We start from the raw sequence: 21,713 nt of genomic DNA on the forward strand, positions 1-21,713 counted from the left end.
CATAAAAACCTGATTATCAACTATTTTTATTCAAAAAAGTAAGAAAATTACTCCTAATATTTTCATAAAATACATAAAAATAACGATGAACGTACAAATATTACGGTAAACACGTAACCAACTTTTCAAAAAGTGTTTTAATTTAGTATCGCTAATAAAGAAGAAAGAATTTTCTTCTAAATCGATAACCCCAAAATAAAACTTTTATGAAACTAAGATGCGCTTTAATTACATCTATTTTATGTTCTTTCTTATTTTTTAATACCACAGCTCAAGATTTTAATACCAATGATGGTAAATGGATTAAAGGTTGGGCTAACTTTACACCAAATTCTACAGAATACCCAGAAGCAGACGAAATATTACCTAATATTATTACAGAAGACACACACTTAAGTAATAGTTCTGTATACCTATTATCGGGTGATGTCTATGTTACTGCGAACGCTATTTTGAGTATACAAGAAGGAACAGTCATAAGAGGAGATCACGAAAATCCTGGTAAACTTATTATTACGAAGGGATCAAAACTTATAGCAGTAGGCTCTGAGGCTTACCCAATTGTATTTACATCCAATAAAGCTTCCAAGTCTAGAGCTAGTGGAGACTGGGGTGGTATTATTATTGCTGGATCTGGTAAAGTTAATTCTGTTTCCGGAAATTCAGTAATCCAAGGTAAAATCAACCCACAATATGCCGTATATGGTGGAAATAAACATGAAGAGCAAACTACAGTTTTAAAATATGTTAGAATAGAATTCCCAGGAAACAAATCAACGGGGTCAGAAAATAATAATGGCTTATCTCTTTATGGCATAGGGCAAGCCTCTATAGTTGATCACATCATGGTAAGCTACTCTGGTCAGGATTCTTTCAGTTTTGCTGGAGGGCAAAATAATATCACCAATGTACTTTCTTACAAAGCAGAAGATGATGACTTCCAAATTTCTGAAGGTTTTAAGGGAGATTTAGATCATCTAATGGCAATTAGACATCCATATATAAATAGTCCTAAAGGATCTTATGCAATAGAAATTGATGGTTATAACAAAGATCAAGGCTTTCTTAAGCCAAATGCGGTATCTGATGTAGCTATTACTAATTCGACATTTGTGAATCTTTCTGATAATTCGAACTATATCCATACAGCTTCTGCAATATCAGCAACAAATTCAGCATTAGTATATTTACACAACTCTAAAATATCAGGATTTTCAAACGTAGTAAAGTTTGATGAATCTTATACTTCCTTAGCTGTATTAGAAAGAGCTTTCAAAATGGACAATAGCTTCTTTAATATCCACGGAGAAGGTGTAGAAGTAAGCTATAAACCAAATACTGGTGTATTAAATATTTTGAAATACAATAGATTTACTAAAGACTTCGTAAGCGTTGACAAGTTATTTGAAGATCCAAATAGTAAAACCGCACCAAAATTCCAATTAAAAAAAGCTATGAACAATTATATGGTAATGCAATAAATCACATACCATTTATACCTTTTTTGTACCCTAATCAGCGCCCCAAATCTGATACTTGAATAAATACGATCATTTACATTATGCTTAAATCAAATATTTTAATAGGTTTCATCTTTTTTCTATTCATCCAAAACACACATGGCCAGAAAAAAGATGAAGCCATTTTTTTTCAGAAAAAACATCAAATCACTAAATTTCACACCATAAGCGATCTTGAAAATCTAAAAAAAGGAGAGCTTATTAAGCTGTATCAAGATAGAATAAAAGAAATCGTAACCGTTCTTCCTTTTTTATCGTTAACGAACGAACCGGATGTTAGATTAGCGGATTTAGGGATCAAAGAAGATTCTGGTCATATAAAATCACTTAAAAAAAGTACAGAAACCGCAGAAGAAGCTGTCAACGTTTTCCAAACATCTATAGAAGAACTAGTTCCCTACGCAGATACCGAAAAGATCATTTTAACTATTCTTTACTTTGAAGACATCATTAAAAAGATGAGAATAGGGGTTACGAGAAGCTTTTAAATTTTTCGAATCTTTTTTACCAAAAATTAGCACTCTTTTTCTTACACAAATTAACAGACAACTCTGTAAGGGAATTTTAAAAATCTCTACTAATGGGATATGATCACATTTTATCTCGTTCTCGGAATTTTAATTTCCACCATTGGAGCATTACCACTTGGAGCAGTTAATATTGCTGTTATCAATACTACCATCAAGGAAGATACTCAAAAAGCTTTTCGAATAGCTTTAGCTGCAGGAATAGGTGAAGTTTTATTGGCGTTTTTTGCATTGCATTGCAGCATGGAACTTACTGGTTTTTTCGAAAACAATCAGTGGATACAGATAATAACCATCATAGCATTTTCAATTGTAGGCGTTTACTTTTTGTTGCACAAGAAAAGCTCAAATCATCAAAGAAAATCAAAAAGAATACAATTTGGCACATCTAAATTTCTTACGGGATTTTCGTTAGCTTTCTTAAACCCTCCCGTTGTACTCTATTGGATTGTCGCTATTTCTTTAATCAACAAACATTTCTTTGAACTTTCTCTTCAAACATCTTTGGCAGCTTTATCTTTATTCTTTATAGGTATATACATGGGAAAAATCAGCACTCTCTATTTGTATAGTAAATGGGGGAATAGAATGGCAAATAAACCAGGAGATTCAAAAACTAAATTATTTCGTATTATCGGTATTGCATTAATCTGTATTTCGCTTGTTCAAGGAATAAAACTGCTCATCATCTAATATCCTATAGTAATTACTCTTTTTCTACCGAATTTTACTAATACAAATCATTAAAAACCCTCTACATTTGCATCAGATTTCTATAAAAGACACTTATGAACGAACAGGATCTGAACGCAAAGTTACAGTTATCTAAAGAAGACATGAAAAAGTATGGTTATGCTATTATAGACCATATTGTTTCACATTTTGAAACTCAAGATTCCAAAAAACCAGTTGCCATTGCTTCCAGAGAAGAAATGGATGAACTACTTACAGAAGACATTCCTAGCAGCCCGACCAATGCACATGATGTATTGAATTTTGTAATGGATCAAGTAATTCCTCAAAGCACCATTGTAACACATCCTAAATCCTTCTCATTTGTTCCAGGGCCTAGCAATTATATCAGTGCTATGGCAGATACGATAGCTACAGGTTTTAATATTTTTTCCGGAGGATGGGCCGCTTCTCCAGGTGCAGCAGAGCTAGAAATATTAACAATGAACTGGTTATTAGAAATTTTTGGTTTTGGAAAGAAAAGAGGTGGAGGCATCTTTACCAGCGGAGGATCTATGGCTAATTTAACTGCATTAGTTACTGCAAGAAGAATTAAATGCGGAGATGATTTCTCCAAGGCAGTTATTTATTTATCTGACCAAGCCCACTCTTCTAACATTAAAGCGATTAAAGTAATTGGTTTTAAGAAAAGTCAAATTAGAATTATCCCCACTGACTTAGAATTTAAAATATCACTTAATAAATTAAAAAACGCCATTGCAAAAGATCGTCTTCAGGGACTAGATCCTTTTTGTATTATAGCCTCGGCAGGAACCACCAATACAGGTACTGTAGATCCATTAAACGAAATTGCAAAAATCTGTAAAGAGGAGAAACTGTGGTTTCATATTGATGGCGCTTATGGTGGCGCTGCAATTCTTGCAAATAATGGTAAAAAATTACTCAAAGGCATTGAAAAAGCAGACTCGTTGACGGTTGACCCTCACAAATGGTTTTTCCAGCCGTATGAAATGGGTTGTTTACTTGTTAAAAATCATTATTGGTTAAGCGGAACTTTTAGAGAACAACCGGAATACCTAAGAGATGTAGAAGGAAATCAATCAGAAATTAACTTCTATGATCATGGAATTCAGCTAACCAGACGTTTTAGAGCCTTAAAATTCTATATGTCCCTTAAGACTTTTGGTCTAAACGCTTTTAAAAAAGCGATTCAATATAACATAGAACTTGCCGAACAAACAGAAACTATATTAAGAAAAAGTTCTACCTGGGAAGTTGTTTCTCCTGCAACGTTGGCCGTTATCAATTTTAGATTCAACCCTATAGACAGAGACTTATCAGAAAAAGAAATTGATCTAATCAATCAAAAAATTTCTGAAAGAATAATGCATTCCAGAGAAGCATTATTAGTGACCACTGTTTTGGTAGGTCAAGTAGTATTAAGAATGTGTCTTATAAACCCTAGAACTACTTTAGATCATATAAAAGAAACAATTATACAATGTGAAGTATATGGAGAAGAATTATTAGCAAAAGAATTTACTAATTAAGCATTGTTAATTGAACCACATAACCTTCATTGTTTCTAACATTAAAAACCGTACTATCTTCAAAGATTAAATACTGACCTTTGATACCTTTAAGAACACCAGTGTATTCTGGTGTTTTTTCTAGATTTAAGCTCTTTAATTTCGTTGGATATTCTAATACAGGAAAGCTTAGTTCAGTTTCCGTATTATTTTCAATAAAATAATCTTTTACCTCATCAGGAATATATGCTCTTAATTGATCTCTATAGGTTACCAAATTCTCATCATCAATCTCATTTTTGAGCATTTTTCTCCAATTGGTTTTATCAGCTACATGCTCTTTTAGCGCAACCTCTGTAATACCTGCTAGATACCTATTTGGTACTTCTACAATTTCTATAGCTTCATGTGCACCTTGATCAATCCATCTGGTTGGTACTTGCGATTTTCTGGTAACTCCTACTTTTACATTACTAGAATTAGCCAAATACACAATATGCGGCTGCAACTGAACTTTCTTTTCAAATTCGAGATCTCTATCCTCAACTCCCAGGTGCGCTTTGCTCAATTCTGGACGCATTACCCAATCACCTACCTGTGGCTGATTGTAAAAATCATCATAACAATATCCTTGTCTGTATATTTTTTTGTTTTTACCACATGCTAAACACTGATATCCAACAAAACTTATTTTTAATGTTTTACCTAACAACTGATTCACATGAATAAAATCAGAATCAAACACTAAATAATACTGTATTGGATCGCCAATCTCGGTTTGCATCTTTGTCAAAACTCCTTGATATTGCATGAAAAGTTTAGTTATAAAGTTAAATCAGTAAAAAAAATGTAATTATTTTTATTATTTTAGTTTCCTACGAATAATAATTACACAATCATATTTATAATAATTAAAGCTCAAAGATACGTCAAAAAATGCCAATCCCTATAGTCAATTCTATCGCTAGCTGGTTTCTTAAAAAGCGTTTTCACCAGATGGAGCTTTTTCTGAAATACCCAAACGAGGTACAACTAGAACTACTTCATGTTTTATTGGAAACCGCTAGAAATACTGAGTTTGGTAAACAGTACGATTTTTCTTCTATACATAATTACGAAACTTTCAAAGAGCGAATTCCTATAAGATCTTATGAAGATTATGAAGAAATGATCGAGCGAAGCCGATTGGGGCAACACAATATATTCTGGCCTACTCCCATAAAGTGGTTTGCAAAATCCAGCGGAACTACAAATGCAAAAAGCAAGTTTATCCCTGTAAGCCAAGAATCATTAGAAGATTGTCATTATGCAGCTGGAAAGGATCTACTTTGCATGTATCTGAACAATAACGAAAACTCAAAATTATTTACAGGAAAAAGTCTTCGTTTAGGTGGAAGCAAAGAATTATATAAAGAAAATGGTACTTCATTTGGTGATTTATCAGCCATTATAATTGATAATATGCCATTTTGGGCAGAATATAGCTCTACACCGAGCAATGAAGTTTCTTTAATGAGTGATTGGGAAACTAAAATGATTGCCATTGTTAACGAAACTATACAAGAAAATGTAACGAGTCTTGCCGGTGTACCTTCATGGATGCTAGTACTATTAAATCAAGTTTTAGAAACTACCGGAAATGATCATATCTACCAGATTTGGAATAATATAGAAGTATATTTTCATGGCGGTGTTAGCTTCGAACCCTATAAAGATCAATATCAAAAAATATTTCCTGGTGACTCCTTTAGATATTATGAAATTTACAATGCTTCTGAAGGTTTTTTCGCCATTCAAGATCGAAACGAATCTTCTGAGTTATTACTGATGTTAGACTATGGGATTTTTTATGAATTCATTCCTATGAACACTTATGGAACAAATGATGAAAAAGTTATTCCATTAAGCGAAGTAGAAATAGGAGTAAATTATGCTGTTATTATCACTACCAATGCTGGTCTGTGGAGATACAAAATTGGTGATACGGTTAGATTTACATCTACCAACCCCTATAGAATAAAGGTTTCTGGAAGAACCAAACACCATATCAATGTGTTTGGGGAAGAACTAATTATTGAAAATGCAGAAGAAGCATTAAGAAAAACTACAAAAGAAACTAATAGCGAAATAGTAGATTATACAGTTGCCCCTATTTTTATGCAAGGAAGGGAAAAGGGTGCTCATGAATGGATGATAGAATTCAACAAATTACCTGATGACCTAGAACTATTCGCAAACTTATTAGACCAAAATCTCCAGAACATTAATAGTGATTATGAAGCTAAGCGATATAACGACACTACCTTAAATATTTTAAAAATCAATAAAGCAAGACCTCATCTATTCTATGACTGGCTCAAAAAGAATGACAAATTAGGCGGACAACACAAAATACCTCGTCTTTCTAACTCCAGAAAGTATATGGACGAGTTACTGGTCTTAAATAAAATTAACTCGTTTACACTATAATTGTTTTAGGTATTATTTGGATTTTTTCTACCAGTTTTATTAAAAATTAATAAAAAAATACGGTTTTAACGTAAAATACTTACGTAATAGTTTTTGTTTTTTCGTCGAAAATGAGTACTTCATCGATTAAAAAAAACGATTTATCTAAAACTTTTAAATTCTCTTTTTCTGAGGAAATTTTCATATTAAATTTGTTACCAGATAGTTACAACTTCAAATGTCCCAAAATATGAAAAAGTTTATACTAAGCATTGTTTTTATTTCTTGTTTTGTTTCAATTTCTGCACAAGAAAATGACAAAACTATTAACACTACCACCAACAACAATTCAACATTAGAAGTTTCTACAACTAAACTTAAAACATTAGATATTTCTGCAAATGATATCCTTACCGACAACAAGAAAGTTTGTTATGGTGAAACTTCTAAAACTGCTTTTTATGAAGTTTTAATATCTAAAAATGGATTTAATATAGATCTTAAAAATAGTTCAGATTTGGTAATCAAAAACACAGAAGAAATAATTTCTAAGAAAAGAGATGAAGTTTTATATTCTGAAAAGGAAGAGTAAAACTATTTTTACAAATCACTACTTTTTTAGCATTAGCTCTAAAAATAAAAAGCTCATTAGTATATTACTAATGAGCTTTTTACATTATTTATATTTCGTTCCTTTTAAGAAACTGCTTTTAGTTTATTTATTGTAGACTTATTCAATTTCTTCTCGGCATAGTCCTTAGTAACTCTTAATTCTTTTTCTTCACTTTCTGGCAATTCGTACATAGCATCTGTTAAAATTGCTTCACATAAAGATCTCAATCCTCTAGCTCCTAGTTTATACTCTACCGCTCTTTCTACTATATAGTCTAATGCTCCTGGTGTTATCGTAAACTCGATATTATCCATTTCAAACAACTTTTTATATTGTTTGATAATAGCATTTTTAGGCTCTGTTAAAATAGCTCTTAAGGTATGATTATCCAGTGGATTCATATGCGATAATACAGGAAGACGACCTATTATTTCCGGAATTAAACCAAAATCCTTTAGATCTTTTGGTATAATATACTGCAACAAATTATCTTTTTCAATAGTATCCTCTGTTTTAGAAGCACTAAAGCCCATTGCCTGCATATTCAATCTTTTCTGTATTGAACTTTCGATACCATCAAAAGCCCCTCCAGCGATAAAAAGAATATTCTCAGTATTTACCTCGATGAATTTTTGATCTGGGTGCTTACGCCCACCTTTTGGTGGAACATTTACTATAGTTCCTTCCAATAACTTAAGTAAAGCTTGCTGCACTCCCTCTCCAGAAACATCACGTGTAATACTTGGGTTATCACTCTTTCTAGCGATCTTATCGATTTCATCAATAAACACAATACCTCGTTGCGCCTTTTCTAAATTGTAATCTGCCGCCTGTAACAAACGTGTTAAAATACTCTCTACATCTTCCCCTACATATCCCGCTTCAGTAAGAACTGTTGCATCCACAATAGCCAAAGGCACATTAAGCATCTTAGCAATCGTTTTAGCTATTAGTGTTTTTCCAGTTCCGGTTTGACCAACCATAATGATATTACTCTTCTGTATTTCAATATCATCATCGGTACTAGGTTGCAGTAGTCTTTTGTAATGATTATATACAGCGACAGACATTACTTTTTTAGTAAACTCCTGACCTATTACATACTCATCAAGAAACTTCTTAATCGCCATAGGCTTACGAAGCATCAATTCGGAGCTTAACTCTCCTGTCTCTTCATCTCTTGCTTCTTCAACCACAATTCCATGAGCCTGAACTATACAACGATCACAAATATGAGCATCCAGACCTGCTATAAGCAAATTAGTCTCCGGCTTCTTTCTTCCACAAAACGAGCATTCTAATTCTTCTTTCGGCATAATTATCTATTTCAAAAATTTGTCCGTTACAATCTAACAACAGACAATACTAGGGGTGCAAATTTACAATTTGCTTATTATTATTAAATTATAATCTATTCTCTTGTCAAAATTTCATCAATCATTCCATACTCAAGAGCCTTATCTGCTTTCATCCAATAATCTCTATCACTATCTTCATATACCTTATCATATGATTGCCCAGAGTGTTTCGCAATAATCTTATACAACTCCTCTTTTAATATAAGAATTTCTCTAGCTGTAATTTCAATATCACTAGCTTGTCCTTGGGCTCCTCCAAGAGGCTGATGAATCATCACTCTACTATGTGGTAATCCAGAACGCTTACCTTTTTCTCCAGCACATAATAAAACCGCTCCCATAGACGCAGCCATTCCTGTACATATAGTAGCCACATCTGGCTTAATAAACTGCATAGTATCATAGATACCTAAACCAGCATATACACTCCCACCTGGTGAATTAATATAAATCTGAATATCTTTTGAAGAATCAACACTCTCCAAAAACAAAAGTTGTGCTTGTATAATATTAGCTACTTGATCATTAATACCTGTTCCCAAAAAGATGATGCGATCCATCATTAGACGAGAGAATACATCAAAAATTGCAACATTCATCTGACGTTCTTCAATGATATTCGGTGTCATCCCTACAGGATACATACTACTAATGATTTTATCATAGTAATTACTACTGATACCATGATGCTGAGTAGCGTATTTTTCGAATTCTTTTCCGTAATTCATATGTTCTTCTTCTGAAATTTTATTTTTATAAAAAAAGGCGTTAACCAAAACTTGGTTTAACGCCCTAAATATAAGTATAAATTCCTTATTAGTTTGTCTTGATTATTTGTAAACTTCTTTTACAAAATCGTCAAAACTTACTTCTTTTTCTTTCAATTTAACATTCTCCTTGTAGTATCCAAGTAATTTCTGACTCATTAACTGTTCAGAAATTCTTTTCACTTCATCTTGGTTGGATAAAATTCTTGCTGCAATGTCCTCTAACTCTTTATCTTCTGGAGATGTTTGTCCAAATTGTGCCATTTGTCCTTTGATCAAATCTTTAGCAAATTCTTTTAACTCTTCAAAAGTCACCTGAAGGTTATTATCATTAATAATTTTACCTTCGATCAATTGAAAACGCAATCCTTTTTCACTTTTCTCATACTCATCTTTTGCCTCATCTTCGGTCAATGGTTGCTCTCCAGTAGCCTGAATCCATTTTTGTAAAAACTCAGCTGGTAAGTCGAACTTAGTGTTTTCTAAAACACTCTCGGTAACGTCATTAAGCAATTGCTGATCAGATTGCTGCACAAATTGACGGTCAGCATCTTGCTTTATTCTTTCCTTAAGCTCGGTAACTGTTTTTACAGCATCTTTTCCGTATAACTTATCAAACAACTCCTGATCTAAATCAGCTAATTCTTGAGTATTTATTTCGGAAATCGTAAAAGTCACCTCTATTTCCAAACCATTAGCTTCTTCCTCGCTAATTTTTAAAGCACTTTGTAAATCACGATCTTCAGAAAACAATCCTTTAGTTTTTAAAGTAAGTACATCTCCTACTTTAGCACCTATAAATTTATCTAAATTTCTTTTACCTTTTATCTTATCTAAAGAGATTGTAGTTTGATTATCTATCTCTTTTTCCTCATTCACAAAAGTTCCATTGATCAAATCATCTTTTTCAGCAGTTTCTTTAGCAACTAACTTACCATACTGCTTCTGAATAGTTTTGATTTGGTTGTCAATCATTTCATCACTTGCTACAATCTTGTAATGAGTAATTGCCTTTTTACCATTAAGTTTTACATCAAACTTTGGAGCAAGACCTAATTCAAATTCAAAAGAATAATTATCTGCATCCCAATCAAAATTATCTTGCTCCTTTGGAAGTGGATTTCCAAGAACATCTAACTTTTCTTCAGTCAAATATTTATTCAGAGCCTCTTGCAATAATTTATTTACTTCATCTACCAAAACGGCTTTACCATATTGCTTTTTTACCAATCCCATTGGCACGTGACCTTTTCTAAATCCAGGTATATTGGCGTTTTTACGATAATCTTTAAGAATACTATCTACTTTATCGCTATAATCTTCTTTTGCAATATCTACTGTTACTACAGCATTTAAATCATCTAATTGCTCTTTTGAAATATTCATTATCTCTACTTTTTTGTACTAAAAATCGGGATGCAAAAGTAATACTTTTTTACAACCCAACAAAGTTTTAACTCCTTGAAAAACAGTTAACTTTTATCTTTCTTCAAAATAGAATATAATATAGATTGAAATATAGAGAGTAAAACACTAAAAATTAACGCCCACAACCAACCATTTACTCCAAAACCAGACACAAAATGGTCTGCGATTAATATGATTGCTGCATTAATAACTAATAAAAACAACCCCAAAGTAACTATGGTAACGGGCAATGTAAGTATTACCAATATCGGTTTTAGCACAGCATTTAAAATTGCTAAAAGCACTGCAACAATGAGTGCACTTACATAACTATCTACCTTTACACCTGGTAATATCTCAGCAAGTACCAATACAGCAATGGCGCTAAGTATCATTTTAATTAAAAACTTCATTATAATTAGATTAGATTGACCTCAAGTTACCAAAAACAAAACAATAAAAAAACCTGCTATTATTTAAAATAGCAGGTTTCTAATAAATATATTGGAAAAACCTTAGTTCACATCATTACTAAGTGTAACCGTTCCGAAATCTCCAGGATTTACGGAAGGTAAGCTTGCTCCATACGTATCTTCTATTGCTTCCATTACTGCATTTGCCACAATGGCATGCGCTCTTGGAGATGGGTGCACTCCATCTAAAGAAAATCCTCCACCTGTTACAAATGTAGATGTTACTACACCTGAATCAAATGGTATACCACTCCCAGCTGCTTGTTGTAAAAGAGACTTCACATCTACAAATGCAAGACCATTGGCAGTCGCTAAGGCTCTTATCGCTGCATTATACGCATCCTGAGCATTCGCTACTGCTGCTTGCTCCGCAACAGTCAACACATCAGCATCTCCTAATGGCACAGAAACACCACTAATTAACGTTCCATCACCTGCAAGATCTACTCCTATGTTACCAGCAGAAGTTAACGGAATTAAATCTGACGATGTTGCTTGTCTTAATTGCCCTAACAACCCAGCAGTCTGTGGATCTAAATTAAAAGGAGGTCCTTGTATTATTGCTGAGATATCTGTTAATGATTCGTCTACGATAGTTACAAAATTCTGACCAGCTACAAAATTAATTTGTCTACTTCCAGCCTCTTCAGCAGAAATTAAACCAAGTCCTGCTAATCCTGGAAGTATTTGTGTATTGTAAGCAGCAAATTGCGAATTTAAAAATGCTGCAGTTTGCGCATCTAAAGGTACTGCATTTGTAGGTACCGTCGTAAAGAATGGCAACGAAGTAACACTTGGTAAATTAAGTACTACACCCTTAGCGCCACCAGCTGTAAGTGCTGCTAATAAATCATTGTACACTGAAGCAAAAACATTACTATTCGTAATATCTGTACTACCATAAGTAGCGGGATCTATATTACCTGTTACGTTATGGTCTTCTCCTACTCCACCAGAAGTAGCAAAACTAAGAATATCATTATTTCCTATCCATAAACTGAAAAAAGTTGGACTCTGAGCAACAGCATCTCCAATCACGGTAGCATCTGCTGCAGAAGCAAATCTAGCAAAATAAGGATTCGCTAAACCTGCAGCTACACCTGCAACATTTCCATATCCTGGAGCCGCTAAATGATAACTTTTTGCACCAGGAACTCCCATATTATTAAAAGAGCTTCCTAAATTATTAGATATTTCTGTAGTAGGCATTCCTCCTGTGTAAGTCACAGGACCAGGATTTCCTTCAGCATCCACAGCTAAGACTAATCTATTTCCTAAAATTTGAGTACCACCCAACAATGCACCTCCAGTATTATCTGCCATAAGAGGTTGTGTAAATTCTCCCCCTCCTGCTAGTTCAAACTGTCCAGCTAAGATATTAGGATATGAATTCTCTTGCCCTGTTATGTATAATGCATTATCCGCAAATCCTGCAGTTAATGAATTACCTAATGCAACATAATTAGAAAAATCTGCTTCACCACTAGTAAACACACCTGGTTCATCAATCGGATTATCAAACTCTGGCTCACAAGCAACTAATCCTAATGCCAGAACTGCTAAATATTTTATATTGTTTTTCATCTGTATTTATTATTTTTTTAATTGTCAGATGGAATCGCCAAAAATCAATCAGGTTGGTTTCAACCTACTGAAATGACTTATTTCATCTTTGAATTATAATTTATAAGTTAAACCAAGTCCTGGCGCGAAAGCGCTTGATTTATATGTTCCACTAAATGGAACGTTCTGACCATTTTCTTGATAGAAATCATATGACGCATCTACTTCTTCGAATCTTAAGTAAAAGAAAGAAGCATCTATAGCTAACTTAGGGGTGATTGCAAAACTAACACCTCCAGAAAACCCTTGAGAATCATTACGTGGTGTTTCTGGTGCAAAAAATCCTGATTGTACTGGAGACTCATCGATATAATAACCAGCTCTAAGCGAGATCTTAGAAGTTGCATCATATTGCAGACCAAAACGATATACTGAAGAATTCTGGTAATTACGTGGATTTAAAGAAGTTGATCCGTTACCGAACTGAATATCTAAAGATTCGTACACATCCCAGAATTGTCTATTGTAATCAAATGCAAATAACCACTTCTCGTGGAACTGATACGAAAGACCAATTGTTAATTCTGCAGGCAACGGTAACTCAGCATCAAAAGTTGTTGTTTCATTAGATGGAGTTAACGGAGAGTTTGGGAAGTTTGCAAAAGTTGCTTCTCCTCCTTCTGCTTCCAAAATGATTTCGCTTCGGTAACTAAATCCTAATCTAAAATTATCAGTAGGATTAAACATTGCACTTACACTCCATCCCCAGTTACTCACTCCAGAATCATCTACGGTTATATTAGATCTATTACCTTCAATATCCGATAATGTCCTGTTAGCATTTCTATTAAAATTAACGGAACCTGTTACAAAAATAGGCCCTCCACCAATACTGAATTTATCAGACAATTTAATAGACACTACAGGCTGGATGTATATTGCTGCTAACTCTATATTATTTACCAAATGTGATCCTGCCCAGTCCGTTGGCCAAGTCACCTCACTACCATAAGGTGTGTATACACCAAGACCCATTGCTAACCAATCATTTACTTTATAAGAACCATATAGGTTAAGTGGTGTTCCTACAGAACTATCGGTTTCAGAAGAAATTCCAAGATCAGCGTTTTGATAAATTACATCTGTAAAAATACCACTAGCACCGGCACTTACATTCAATTTATTTTCCAAATACACCAGACCTGCTGGGTTAAAGAATACTAGCTCCGCACTATTTACTACAGCAACACCTGTGTGCCCCATAGCTATAGCTCTCTGCCCTTGCACACTAACTCTATATCCACCTGCGTAGGTGACAAATGTCACTAGGGCGAATAGAACTAATAATAGTAGTTTTTTCATAATAAATTAAAATTGTTTTTGTTTTTATTAGAATTTTGTAAAAAGAAAGCATCAAATTTAGCAGAAAATAACAATTATCCAACTAAATCATTAAAATATTATGCATACATAACATTTTTTATTCAATTTTTAATAAATTCTAATAAATTAGAATAAAATTCCACAGGGTTTTCTGCATGCAACCAATGACCAGAGTTGGAAATTTCCCGAATTTGAGCAAGAGGAAACTGCGCCTTAATCCGATGTTCATCTTCCTCTAAAATGTAATTAGATTTATCTCCTTTCATAAAAAGAGTATCTCCAAGGTATTGAAAATTATCCGTAAGTTCAATACCAATTTCAGAAGAATTTTGCACCAAACTTTCTAAATTCATTCGTAACCCTAGTTTTCCCTTTTCTTTCCAGAATAAATTTTTCATCAAAAACATTCTCACTCCAGGATCTTTTACATAATCACTTAGTGCATTATCCACTTCTGACCGACTTTTCAAAATATCAAAATCTAAAGAACTCAACCCATCTAAAATATCTTGATGGTGTAGTGGATAATATTTAGGACCTATGTCTGCGATTACCAGTTTATGAATCACTTCTGGATGATTTACTGCAAATAACATCGCTGTCTTACCACCCATGGAGTGACCAAGAAGAATAATATCTTTAAGATGATGATCATTACAATATTCTAATAGATCAGAAGCCATAAATTCATAGCTAAAATCATCACTATGAGGGCTACGCCCATGATTTCTTTGATCTATCAAATGCATTTGATACCCCTGCTCTGAAATTTTCTTTGCTAAGGTTTTCCAATTATCGCCCATCCCCAAAAAACCATGTAATACAATAAAAGGTATACCTTCTCCAAAAATATTTGAATGTAATTTCATATTTGCAATCACTTTAATTTATGTAAATACATATTTACTACATTTTCCAATCCAAGGTATATAGATTCACTAATTAATGCGTGTCCAATGGACACCTCTAATAATCCAGGAATATTCTCTTTAAAAAACTTAATATTATCCAGCGAAAGATCATGACCTGCATTCACCCCAATACTTAACTCGTTTGCCAATTGGGCACATTGTGCATATGGCTTCACTGCTTCTAGATTACCTTTTGCATACTCTGAGGCAAAAGCTTCTGTATATAACTCAATTCGATCCGCACCCGTTTCTTTTGCTCCTTCAATCATTTTTTCTAATGGGTCTACAAAAATCGAAGTCCTAATATCATTTCTATTAAATTCCGATATCACCTCTTGCAAAAACTCTTTATTTTTCAAAGTATCCCAACCAGAATTACTGGTAATAGCATCTACTGCATCCGGAACTAAGGTAACCTGTGTAGGCTTTATATTAAGTACTAATTCTATAAATTTAGGAATTGGATTACCTTCTATATTGTATTCGGTATGCACCACAGATTTCAAATCATATGCATCTTGGTATCTAATATGGCGTTCATCGGGTCTTGGATGAATTGTAATTCCTTCGCCACCGAAATCCTGAACATCTGAAGCCACCTTCAATAAATTTGGAGTGTTTCCGCCTCGAGAATTACGCAAAGTTGCAATTTTGTTGATATTTACACTTAACTTTGTCATAGTTTTTGATATAACTTTTAATAAATAACAAAAATACAAACTTGAGAGCCCCTCGGTTACATATTTTTGATTAATTTGCACAAAAAGCCCCGGGAATTATGAAGACAAGTTTATACATAATAAATGAAATACAGCCCCTTGCTACCTCAGCAAAGGTTGGAGATGCACAATTGTTATTTAACGAATTAACATACACCCATTTCCCTGTTTTTAATGGCAAGACTTATGTAGGTTGCATTGCAGAAGCAGATGCAAGATGTTTTGATACCGAAAAATCACTTGAGTCCTATTTATACGCTTTAGAAGGATTTTTTGTACGAGCAGATGCCAACTGGTTAGATATATTAGAATCTTTTGCCCAAAATCATTCTAATATTATGCCTGTACTTGATGATCAAAATAATTATCAAGGATATTTTGAACTAAGAGATATCATGAACCTCTTTAATGAAACTCCTTTTCTTAGTGAACCTGGGAATATATTGATAGTAGAGAAAGGAGTTTTGGATTACTCATTTAGCGAAGTGTCTCAGATAGTAGAATCTAACAATGCAAAACTACTCGGTCTTTTCATTTCCAATATGGAAAATGATGTCACTCAAATTACTTTAAAAATTAATGATAGTGATATCAATAATATCGTACAAACTTTTAGAAGATATAGTTACAACATAGTTTCTAAACATCACGAAGATTCTTTCTTAAATAACCTTAAGGAACGATCTCAATATTTAGAAAAGTACCTCAATATTTAGCTTACTATACAGAAATAATTTAAAGAAATGACATCATAATGAAGATAGGTATTTACGGCCAGTTCTATCATGAAAATTCTGGAACATACATTCAGCAGTTGTTAGAAGCACTGGACAAGAATAATATCGAAGTTGTAATTGAAAAGAATTTTCTTGAGCTAATAGAACTTCATGAAGATATTGACAAGAGTTACTCTCACTTTAGCACTTTCGAAGAATTAGATGACTCTTACGATCTTTTTTTCAGTATTGGAGGAGATGGCACAATATTAAGAACAATAACTTATGTCCGAGATTTAGGAATTCCTATTGCTGGAATCAATACGGGTAGATTAGGCTTCTTAGCGACAATCCAAAAGGAAGAAATCAAGGATACAATTGATTTGATCTTAGACCAAAAATATTACATTTCACCAAGAACTATAGTGACGATAGATACAGTTCCTCCTTCCAAAGAATTTGGAGTATTAAATTTTGCCATGAACGAGATTGCGGTTAGTCGTAGAAATTCTACTTCTATGATTACTGTACATACAAGTTTAAATGATGAGTTTCTTACTTCATATTGGGCTGACGGGTTAATTGTTTCATCACCAACCGGTTCTACCGGATATTCTCTAAGTTGTGGAGGTCCTGTAATGATGCCTGATGCAGAAAGCATGGTACTAACACCAATTGCTCCACATAACCTTAATGCCAGACCCTTAGTAATTCCAGACAATAAAGAAATTACTTTACAAGTATCTGGAAGAGAAGATTCTTATCTAGTGTCTCTTGACTCAAGAGTACACACCTTACCCAACGAAACTACCGTTGTTATTAAAAAAGCACCTTTCAAAATTAATATGGTAGTTTTGGAAGGAGACAGCTTCTTAAAAACATTGAGAAAAAAGATGCTTTGGGGTGAAGATAAACGTAATTAAACAATAAAAACTGCTAAAAAGTGTTTTTTAATTCATACTATTTCACTCAAATTCTTGTGTAGTAAAGTTAATTGTTATATTTGCAAACTTTTGAAAATCTATGAGATACTTAGCATCCTTTGTAGTAATTTTGTTTTTTGGGCAATTTATGAACTCCCAGACCTATGAGGTTGGACTAATGCTCGGTGGTTCTAATTATATTGGTGATGTGGGATCTACCTACTACATCGCTCCTAACGCATTAGCAGTAGGTGCCATTGGGAAATGGAATAGAAGTAAACGACATGCCTTTAGGGCTTCGTTCTTGTACGCTAATCTTAAATCTAATGATTTAAATGGCGATGACCGAAGAGTTCAGAGAGGTTTTAGCTTCAACAATTCTGTAAAGGAATTATCATTGGGATTAGAATTTAATTTCTGGGAATGGTATTTATATGATGGGCAACCGCAATTTACACCATACCTTTATACTGGTTTAACTGGATTTAACTATAGTGCCAAGGCAGTAGATCCAAATAATGGTAATCAAATTAGCTCGTATAGTGAGCGATGGAGTGTAGCTATACCAATGGTAGTTGGTATAAAGAAGACTATAGGAAGACATTGGGTATTAGGTGCAGAAATTGGTGCTCGATACACATTTACAGATAATCTGGACGGAAGTGATCCGGACAGTGCATTTGGAACAGGATTTGGTAATTTAAACAATAATGACTGGTATGTATTTACTGGTATAACATTATCTTACACATGGGGGCGCATTCCATGTTATTGTGCATTTTAAAAAAATGATTGATAAAGAACAACTAAACTCTAACATTCCGGAACATGTAGCCATCATAATGGATGGAAATGGAAGATGGGCCAAAAAGAAAGGGCTCTTTAGAGCTGTTGGTCACGAAAACGGAACAAAAGCAGTACGAGAAGCAGTAGAAGCTTCTGCCGAAATTGGAATAAAATATCTTACATTATACGCTTTTTCTACGGAAAATTGGAACAGACCTAAGCTAGAAGTTGAAACTTTAATGAAGCTTTTGGTAAATTCTCTGAAAAAAGAAATTAGCACTCTTCAAAAAAATAACATTCGATTAAATGCTATAGGAAATCTACAAGCATTACCGAAAAAAGCAAGAAAAGAATTACTCGAAGTCATTGAAAAGACTAAGGATAACACGCATATGACACTTTCCTTAGCGCTAAGCTATGGTAGTCGAGAAGAGCTTATAAAAACTATTCAAGAAATCAGTAATAAAGTTAAAAATGATGTACTTTCGCCACATCTTATAAATGAAGCAGTCATTAATGAGCATTTGTATACTAAAAATCTGCCTGATGTAGATTTATTAATACGAACCAGTGGTGAACAACGTATTAGTAATTTTTTGTTATGGCAGATTGCGTATGCTGAATTATATTTTACTGAAATATTATGGCCAGATTTTAAAAAAGGAGATTTATTTGAGGCCATTTTAAATTATCAACAAAGAGAGAGAAGATTTGGAAAAACTAGTGAGCAGCTTAGTTAAAGAGATGACAAAAAAATTACCTATTACATATTTTGCGTTCCTTGCATTTTTGTTAAATACAGCATTACTTTCAGCACAAAATTTACCTGGTACTTCTGGAAAAGAATATATTATTGGGGATATTAAAGTTACAGGGATATCTACCTATAATGAAAACACCATTATTACTTTTACAGGATTAAAAAATGGAGAGCGAATTGCACTACCAGGAGATCGTATTAGTCAGATCATAAAAAAATTATGGGATCTTGAATTATTTAGTGATATTAATTTTTACATCACTAAGGTAGAGGGAGAAAAAGCGTTTTTAGAAATAAACATTCAGGAAGTACCAGAATTAAATCAAGCTAGAGTTGAAGGTGTACGTAAACGTAAAGCAGAAGATCTCATCAAAGATAACAGTCTTAATCCAGGAACAAAGGTTACAGAAAACCTTATAACCACTACACGAAATTTTATTACCAACAAATACCGTAAAGATGGTTTCCTTAATACTAAGGTAATTATCAACACTACTCCTGTAAAAGACACCGTTCCTACCAATAAGGTAAATATGTTAGTGCGTATTGACAAGGGAGATCGTGTAAAAGTTGATAAAATTAGAATCAATGGTAATGAGCAGTTTACCGACAGCAAGGTAAGAGCCGCTATGAAGAATACGAAACAGAAGAAATTCTGGAGATTCTGGAAACGCTCTAAGTATATTAAAAGTGATTATCAAGATGATAAAGAAAGTATCATCAGTAAATACAAAGAAAAAGGTTATAGAGACGCTAGAATCACCTCTGATTCTTTAATAGTAGAAGATGACAACAGTGTTTCGCTCAACCTCTCTATTGAAGAAGGAAACAAATACTATTTTGGGGATATCAACTTCTTAGGAAACAGTGTGTATTCTGACAGCCAATTAGCACAACAATTGGTTATAAAGAAAGGAGATGTTTACAATGGTGTTCTTTTAGAAAAACAAATCGCAGACAACACCAAACCTGATGCAAACGACTTGACTAACCTATATCAGAATAATGGATACTTATTTTCTAATATAGATGCTGTAGAAACTGATGTTAAAAATGATACTATAGATTTTGAAATAAGAATCCGAGAAGGAAAGTTAGTGCGTTTTGATCATATTACAGTTACTGGAAATGACAAAACAAATGATCATGTAGTTTATAGAATACTAAGAACTAAACCTGGTCAGATTTATAGTAAAGATCTTGTGGTAAGAACGGTGAGAGAAATAGGACAATTAGGTTTCTTTGATCCAGAACAACTAGAACCACAGTTTAAAAACGCTGATCCACAAGCTGGAACTATTGATATTAATTATCCTGTAGTAGAGAAAGGAGCGAGCCAAATAGAACTCCAAGGTGGTTTTGGAGGAGGTGGTTTTGTTGGAACCCTTGGTTTAGCGTTTAGTAACTTCTCTATTAGAAACATTTTTAAGAAAGAAGCGTATAGCCCACTTCCGATGGGAGATGGACAAACATTAAGAATTCGTGCGCAAGCAAGTCAGTTCTTTCAAACATACAGTCTTTCTTTTGTAGAACCATGGCTTGGAGGAAAAAGACCTTTCCAACTTTCAACTTCTTTTTCGCATACTATTCAATTTTTATTTAATCAAAGAACACGTGATGTAGACAGAGATAGTAAGTTCTTAATTACTGGTGGTTCTATTGGAATTGCAAAAAGATTAAACTGGCCAGATAACTACTTTACCTTATCACAAGCAGTAAGCATACAGCATTATAACCTTAAAAACTATAACACAAGACTGTTTACCTTTGGTGATGGGTCATCTAACAACTTGGCATATACAATAGGTATTAACAGAAACAACACCGCAGTAAACCCGATTTTCCCAACATCCGGTTCTGAATTCAATCTTGTTGCAAAATTATCATTGCCGTATTCTTTATGGGACGGAACCGATTATGGTGCTTTAGCAGATGAAAGAGCTAGTTTACTAGAAGAGCAAGAAGATCTAGTAAATACAGACCCGACTAATGACAGGATTGGAGAGATAAATACAGAAATTGGAGAAATTGATCAGGAACGTTTCGATTGGTTAGAATATTACAAAATAAAATTTGATGCTACCTGGTACACAACACTAACTAAAATAGGAAAACAACCTTTGGTATTACGAACCAGAGGAGAGTATGGTTTTCTTGGTGCCTATAATAACAACAGAGGAAATATTCCATTCGAAAGATTTTTCGTAGGAGGAGATGGATTGGGAGCAACTGCTCTGGATGGAAGAGAGGTTGTTGCTCTTCGTGGATACCCTAATCAGTCTATAATTCCTTTAAGTAGAGCAAATGATCCAGATTTTGTTGAGGATGGGGCAACAATTTATAATAAATATTCGTTAGAACTTCGTTATCCAATTACTCTAAAACCATCTGCATCTATATATATGCTGGCGTTTTTAGAAGGAGGAGCTTCTTATGATAGCTTCAGAGGATTCAATCCTTTTCAATTAAATCGTTCTGCTGGAGCAGGTTTACGTATCTTTATGCCAGCCTTTGGATTGCTGGGTATTGATTTTGGGTATGGTTTTGACCCAATTCCAGGAACGACAGGAAATAATGGATGGGAGACTCACTTTATCATTGGACAACAATTTTAATT

At 33.7% G+C, this 21,713-nt stretch carries 20 protein-coding genes; 11 read left to right on the plus strand and 9 right to left on the minus strand.

What is annotated here, in order from left to right; translation table 11 throughout:
- The first annotated feature begins 206 nt into the window (after nucleotides 1-206).
- From Q1A73_RS06980 to Q1A73_RS06995, 4 genes are all read left to right on the plus strand, one after another.
- On the plus strand, nucleotides 207-1,481 hold the full coding sequence (locus Q1A73_RS06980) for a hypothetical protein (RefSeq protein WP_299603389.1): 1,275 nt from the start codon (nucleotides 207-209) through the stop codon (nucleotides 1,479-1,481).
- An 80-nt stretch (nucleotides 1,482-1,561) separates the two neighbouring features.
- Complete coding sequence (locus Q1A73_RS06985) at nucleotides 1,562-2,008, plus strand: hypothetical protein (protein WP_299603391.1); 447 nt, start codon at nucleotides 1,562-1,564, stop codon at nucleotides 2,006-2,008.
- 99 nt (nucleotides 2,009-2,107) lie between these two features.
- Entirely contained in the window at nucleotides 2,108-2,740 is a 633-nt protein-coding gene (locus tag Q1A73_RS06990; protein ID WP_299603393.1) for a LysE family transporter, read from the plus strand.
- A 95-nt stretch (nucleotides 2,741-2,835) separates the two neighbouring features.
- The gene (locus tag Q1A73_RS06995; protein ID WP_299603395.1) at nucleotides 2,836-4,290 is read left to right on the plus strand and encodes an aminotransferase class V-fold PLP-dependent enzyme; all 1,455 of its coding nucleotides are present in this window, start codon (nucleotides 2,836-2,838) and stop codon (nucleotides 4,288-4,290) included.
- Here the strand turns inward: Q1A73_RS06995 and Q1A73_RS07000 are convergent.
- Nucleotides 4,283-5,080, minus strand: coding sequence for a DUF2797 domain-containing protein (locus Q1A73_RS07000; protein ID WP_299603397.1), 798 nt, complete (start codon nucleotides 5,078-5,080; stop codon nucleotides 4,283-4,285). The two genes, Q1A73_RS06995 and Q1A73_RS07000, sit on opposite strands and share 8 nt — an antisense overlap.
- Before the next feature lie 125 nt (nucleotides 5,081-5,205).
- Between Q1A73_RS07000 and Q1A73_RS07005 the strand changes: the two genes are divergently transcribed.
- Both Q1A73_RS07005 and Q1A73_RS07010 read left to right on the plus strand, forming a co-directional pair.
- On the plus strand, nucleotides 5,206-6,738 hold the full coding sequence (locus Q1A73_RS07005) for a GH3 auxin-responsive promoter family protein (protein ID WP_299603400.1): 1,533 nt from the start codon (nucleotides 5,206-5,208) through the stop codon (nucleotides 6,736-6,738).
- A gap of 229 nt (nucleotides 6,739-6,967) precedes the next feature.
- On the plus strand, nucleotides 6,968-7,309 hold the full coding sequence (locus Q1A73_RS07010) for a hypothetical protein (protein WP_299603403.1): 342 nt from the start codon (nucleotides 6,968-6,970) through the stop codon (nucleotides 7,307-7,309).
- 104 nt (nucleotides 7,310-7,413) lie between these two features.
- Here Q1A73_RS07010 and clpX read toward each other — a convergent pair whose 3' ends face one another.
- The 8 genes from clpX to Q1A73_RS07050 all read right to left on the minus strand — a co-directional run bounded on the left by clpX (nucleotide 7,414) and on the right by Q1A73_RS07050 (nucleotide 15,872).
- A complete protein-coding gene (clpX, locus tag Q1A73_RS07015; protein WP_299603405.1) occupies nucleotides 7,414-8,646 on the minus strand; it encodes an ATP-dependent Clp protease ATP-binding subunit ClpX in 1,233 nt (410 codons plus the stop codon).
- A gap of 95 nt (nucleotides 8,647-8,741) precedes the next feature.
- Nucleotides 8,742-9,416: an ATP-dependent Clp endopeptidase proteolytic subunit ClpP gene (gene clpP / locus Q1A73_RS07020; RefSeq protein ID WP_299603407.1), complete on the minus strand. Its 675-nt coding sequence runs from the start codon at nucleotides 9,414-9,416 to the stop codon at nucleotides 8,742-8,744.
- A 102-nt stretch (nucleotides 9,417-9,518) separates the two neighbouring features.
- The gene (gene tig, locus Q1A73_RS07025; protein ID WP_299603410.1) at nucleotides 9,519-10,841 is read right to left on the minus strand and encodes a trigger factor; all 1,323 of its coding nucleotides are present in this window, start codon (nucleotides 10,839-10,841) and stop codon (nucleotides 9,519-9,521) included.
- A gap of 86 nt (nucleotides 10,842-10,927) precedes the next feature.
- Nucleotides 10,928-11,275 carry a phage holin family protein gene (locus Q1A73_RS07030; RefSeq protein ID WP_299603413.1) on the minus strand — a complete coding sequence of 116 codons (348 nt, stop codon included), beginning with the start codon at nucleotides 11,273-11,275 and terminating at the stop codon, nucleotides 10,928-10,930.
- Between the two features lie 102 nt (nucleotides 11,276-11,377).
- A complete protein-coding gene (locus Q1A73_RS07035; RefSeq protein ID WP_299603415.1) occupies nucleotides 11,378-12,919 on the minus strand; it encodes a G-D-S-L family lipolytic protein in 1,542 nt (513 codons plus the stop codon).
- A gap of 93 nt (nucleotides 12,920-13,012) precedes the next feature.
- Complete coding sequence (locus Q1A73_RS07040) at nucleotides 13,013-14,260, minus strand: outer membrane protein transport protein (protein ID WP_299603417.1); 1,248 nt, start codon at nucleotides 14,258-14,260, stop codon at nucleotides 13,013-13,015.
- A gap of 122 nt (nucleotides 14,261-14,382) precedes the next feature.
- Complete coding sequence (locus Q1A73_RS07045) at nucleotides 14,383-15,150, minus strand: alpha/beta fold hydrolase (RefSeq protein ID WP_299603419.1); 768 nt, start codon at nucleotides 15,148-15,150, stop codon at nucleotides 14,383-14,385.
- An 8-nt stretch (nucleotides 15,151-15,158) separates the two neighbouring features.
- Entirely contained in the window at nucleotides 15,159-15,872 is a 714-nt protein-coding gene (locus Q1A73_RS07050; RefSeq protein WP_299603421.1) for a pyridoxine 5'-phosphate synthase, read from the minus strand.
- Nucleotides 15,873-15,970: 98 nt separating this feature from the next.
- Between Q1A73_RS07050 and Q1A73_RS07055 the strand changes: the two genes are divergently transcribed.
- The 5 genes from Q1A73_RS07055 to Q1A73_RS07075 all read left to right on the plus strand — a co-directional run bounded on the left by Q1A73_RS07055 (nucleotide 15,971) and on the right by Q1A73_RS07075 (nucleotide 21,711).
- Nucleotides 15,971-16,627: a CBS domain-containing protein gene (locus tag Q1A73_RS07055; protein WP_299603424.1), complete on the plus strand. Its 657-nt coding sequence runs from the start codon at nucleotides 15,971-15,973 to the stop codon at nucleotides 16,625-16,627.
- A 38-nt stretch (nucleotides 16,628-16,665) separates the two neighbouring features.
- Nucleotides 16,666-17,550 carry an NAD kinase gene (locus Q1A73_RS07060; RefSeq protein ID WP_299603427.1) on the plus strand — a complete coding sequence of 295 codons (885 nt, stop codon included), beginning with the start codon at nucleotides 16,666-16,668 and terminating at the stop codon, nucleotides 17,548-17,550.
- A 100-nt stretch (nucleotides 17,551-17,650) separates the two neighbouring features.
- Complete coding sequence (locus Q1A73_RS07065) at nucleotides 17,651-18,334, plus strand: DUF6089 family protein (RefSeq protein ID WP_299603429.1); 684 nt, start codon at nucleotides 17,651-17,653, stop codon at nucleotides 18,332-18,334.
- Between the two features lie 4 nt (nucleotides 18,335-18,338).
- Nucleotides 18,339-19,076, plus strand: coding sequence for an isoprenyl transferase (locus Q1A73_RS07070; protein WP_299603431.1), 738 nt, complete (start codon nucleotides 18,339-18,341; stop codon nucleotides 19,074-19,076).
- Nucleotides 19,077-19,080: 4 nt separating this feature from the next.
- Nucleotides 19,081-21,711, plus strand: a complete 2,631-nt coding sequence (locus Q1A73_RS07075) for a POTRA domain-containing protein (RefSeq protein WP_299603434.1) — start codon at nucleotides 19,081-19,083, stop codon at nucleotides 21,709-21,711.
- Nucleotides 21,712-21,713: the final 2 nt, after the last annotated feature.

The organism is uncultured Aquimarina sp. (assembly GCF_947492115.1).
GTDB lineage: Bacteria > Bacteroidota > Bacteroidia > Flavobacteriales > Flavobacteriaceae > Aquimarina.

Coding starts and splice junctions, on each gene's coding strand:
- clpX (WP_299603405.1), bottom strand. CDS start 8,646: ATGCCGAAAGAAGAATTAGAATGCTCGTTTTGTGGAAGAAAGAAGCCG.
- Q1A73_RS07060 (WP_299603427.1), top strand. CDS start 16,666: ATGAAGATAGGTATTTACGGCCAGTTCTATCATGAAAATTCTGGAACA.
- tig (WP_299603410.1), bottom strand. CDS start 10,841: ATGAATATTTCAAAAGAGCAATTAGATGATTTAAATGCTGTAGTAACA.
- clpP (WP_299603407.1), bottom strand. CDS start 9,416: ATGAATTACGGAAAAGAATTCGAAAAATACGCTACTCAGCATCATGGT.
- Q1A73_RS07010 (WP_299603403.1), top strand. CDS start 6,968: ATGAAAAAGTTTATACTAAGCATTGTTTTTATTTCTTGTTTTGTTTCA.
- Q1A73_RS06990 (WP_299603393.1), top strand. CDS start 2,108: ATGATCACATTTTATCTCGTTCTCGGAATTTTAATTTCCACCATTGGA.
- Q1A73_RS06980 (WP_299603389.1), top strand. CDS start 207: ATGAAACTAAGATGCGCTTTAATTACATCTATTTTATGTTCTTTCTTA.
- Q1A73_RS07005 (WP_299603400.1), top strand. CDS start 5,206: ATGCCAATCCCTATAGTCAATTCTATCGCTAGCTGGTTTCTTAAAAAG.
- Q1A73_RS07055 (WP_299603424.1), top strand. CDS start 15,971: ATGAAGACAAGTTTATACATAATAAATGAAATACAGCCCCTTGCTACC.
- Q1A73_RS07075 (WP_299603434.1), top strand. CDS start 19,081: ATGACAAAAAAATTACCTATTACATATTTTGCGTTCCTTGCATTTTTG.
- Q1A73_RS07035 (WP_299603415.1), bottom strand. CDS start 12,919: ATGAAAAACAATATAAAATATTTAGCAGTTCTGGCATTAGGATTAGTT.
- Q1A73_RS07050 (WP_299603421.1), bottom strand. CDS start 15,872: ATGACAAAGTTAAGTGTAAATATCAACAAAATTGCAACTTTGCGTAAT.
- Q1A73_RS07065 (WP_299603429.1), top strand. CDS start 17,651: ATGAGATACTTAGCATCCTTTGTAGTAATTTTGTTTTTTGGGCAATTT.
- Q1A73_RS07045 (WP_299603419.1), bottom strand. CDS start 15,150: ATGAAATTACATTCAAATATTTTTGGAGAAGGTATACCTTTTATTGTA.
- Q1A73_RS07070 (WP_299603431.1), top strand. CDS start 18,339: ATGATTGATAAAGAACAACTAAACTCTAACATTCCGGAACATGTAGCC.
- Q1A73_RS07040 (WP_299603417.1), bottom strand. CDS start 14,260: ATGAAAAAACTACTATTATTAGTTCTATTCGCCCTAGTGACATTTGTC.
- Q1A73_RS07030 (WP_299603413.1), bottom strand. CDS start 11,275: ATGAAGTTTTTAATTAAAATGATACTTAGCGCCATTGCTGTATTGGTA.
- Q1A73_RS06995 (WP_299603395.1), top strand. CDS start 2,836: ATGAACGAACAGGATCTGAACGCAAAGTTACAGTTATCTAAAGAAGAC.
- Q1A73_RS06985 (WP_299603391.1), top strand. CDS start 1,562: ATGCTTAAATCAAATATTTTAATAGGTTTCATCTTTTTTCTATTCATC.
- Q1A73_RS07000 (WP_299603397.1), bottom strand. CDS start 5,080: ATGCAATATCAAGGAGTTTTGACAAAGATGCAAACCGAGATTGGCGAT.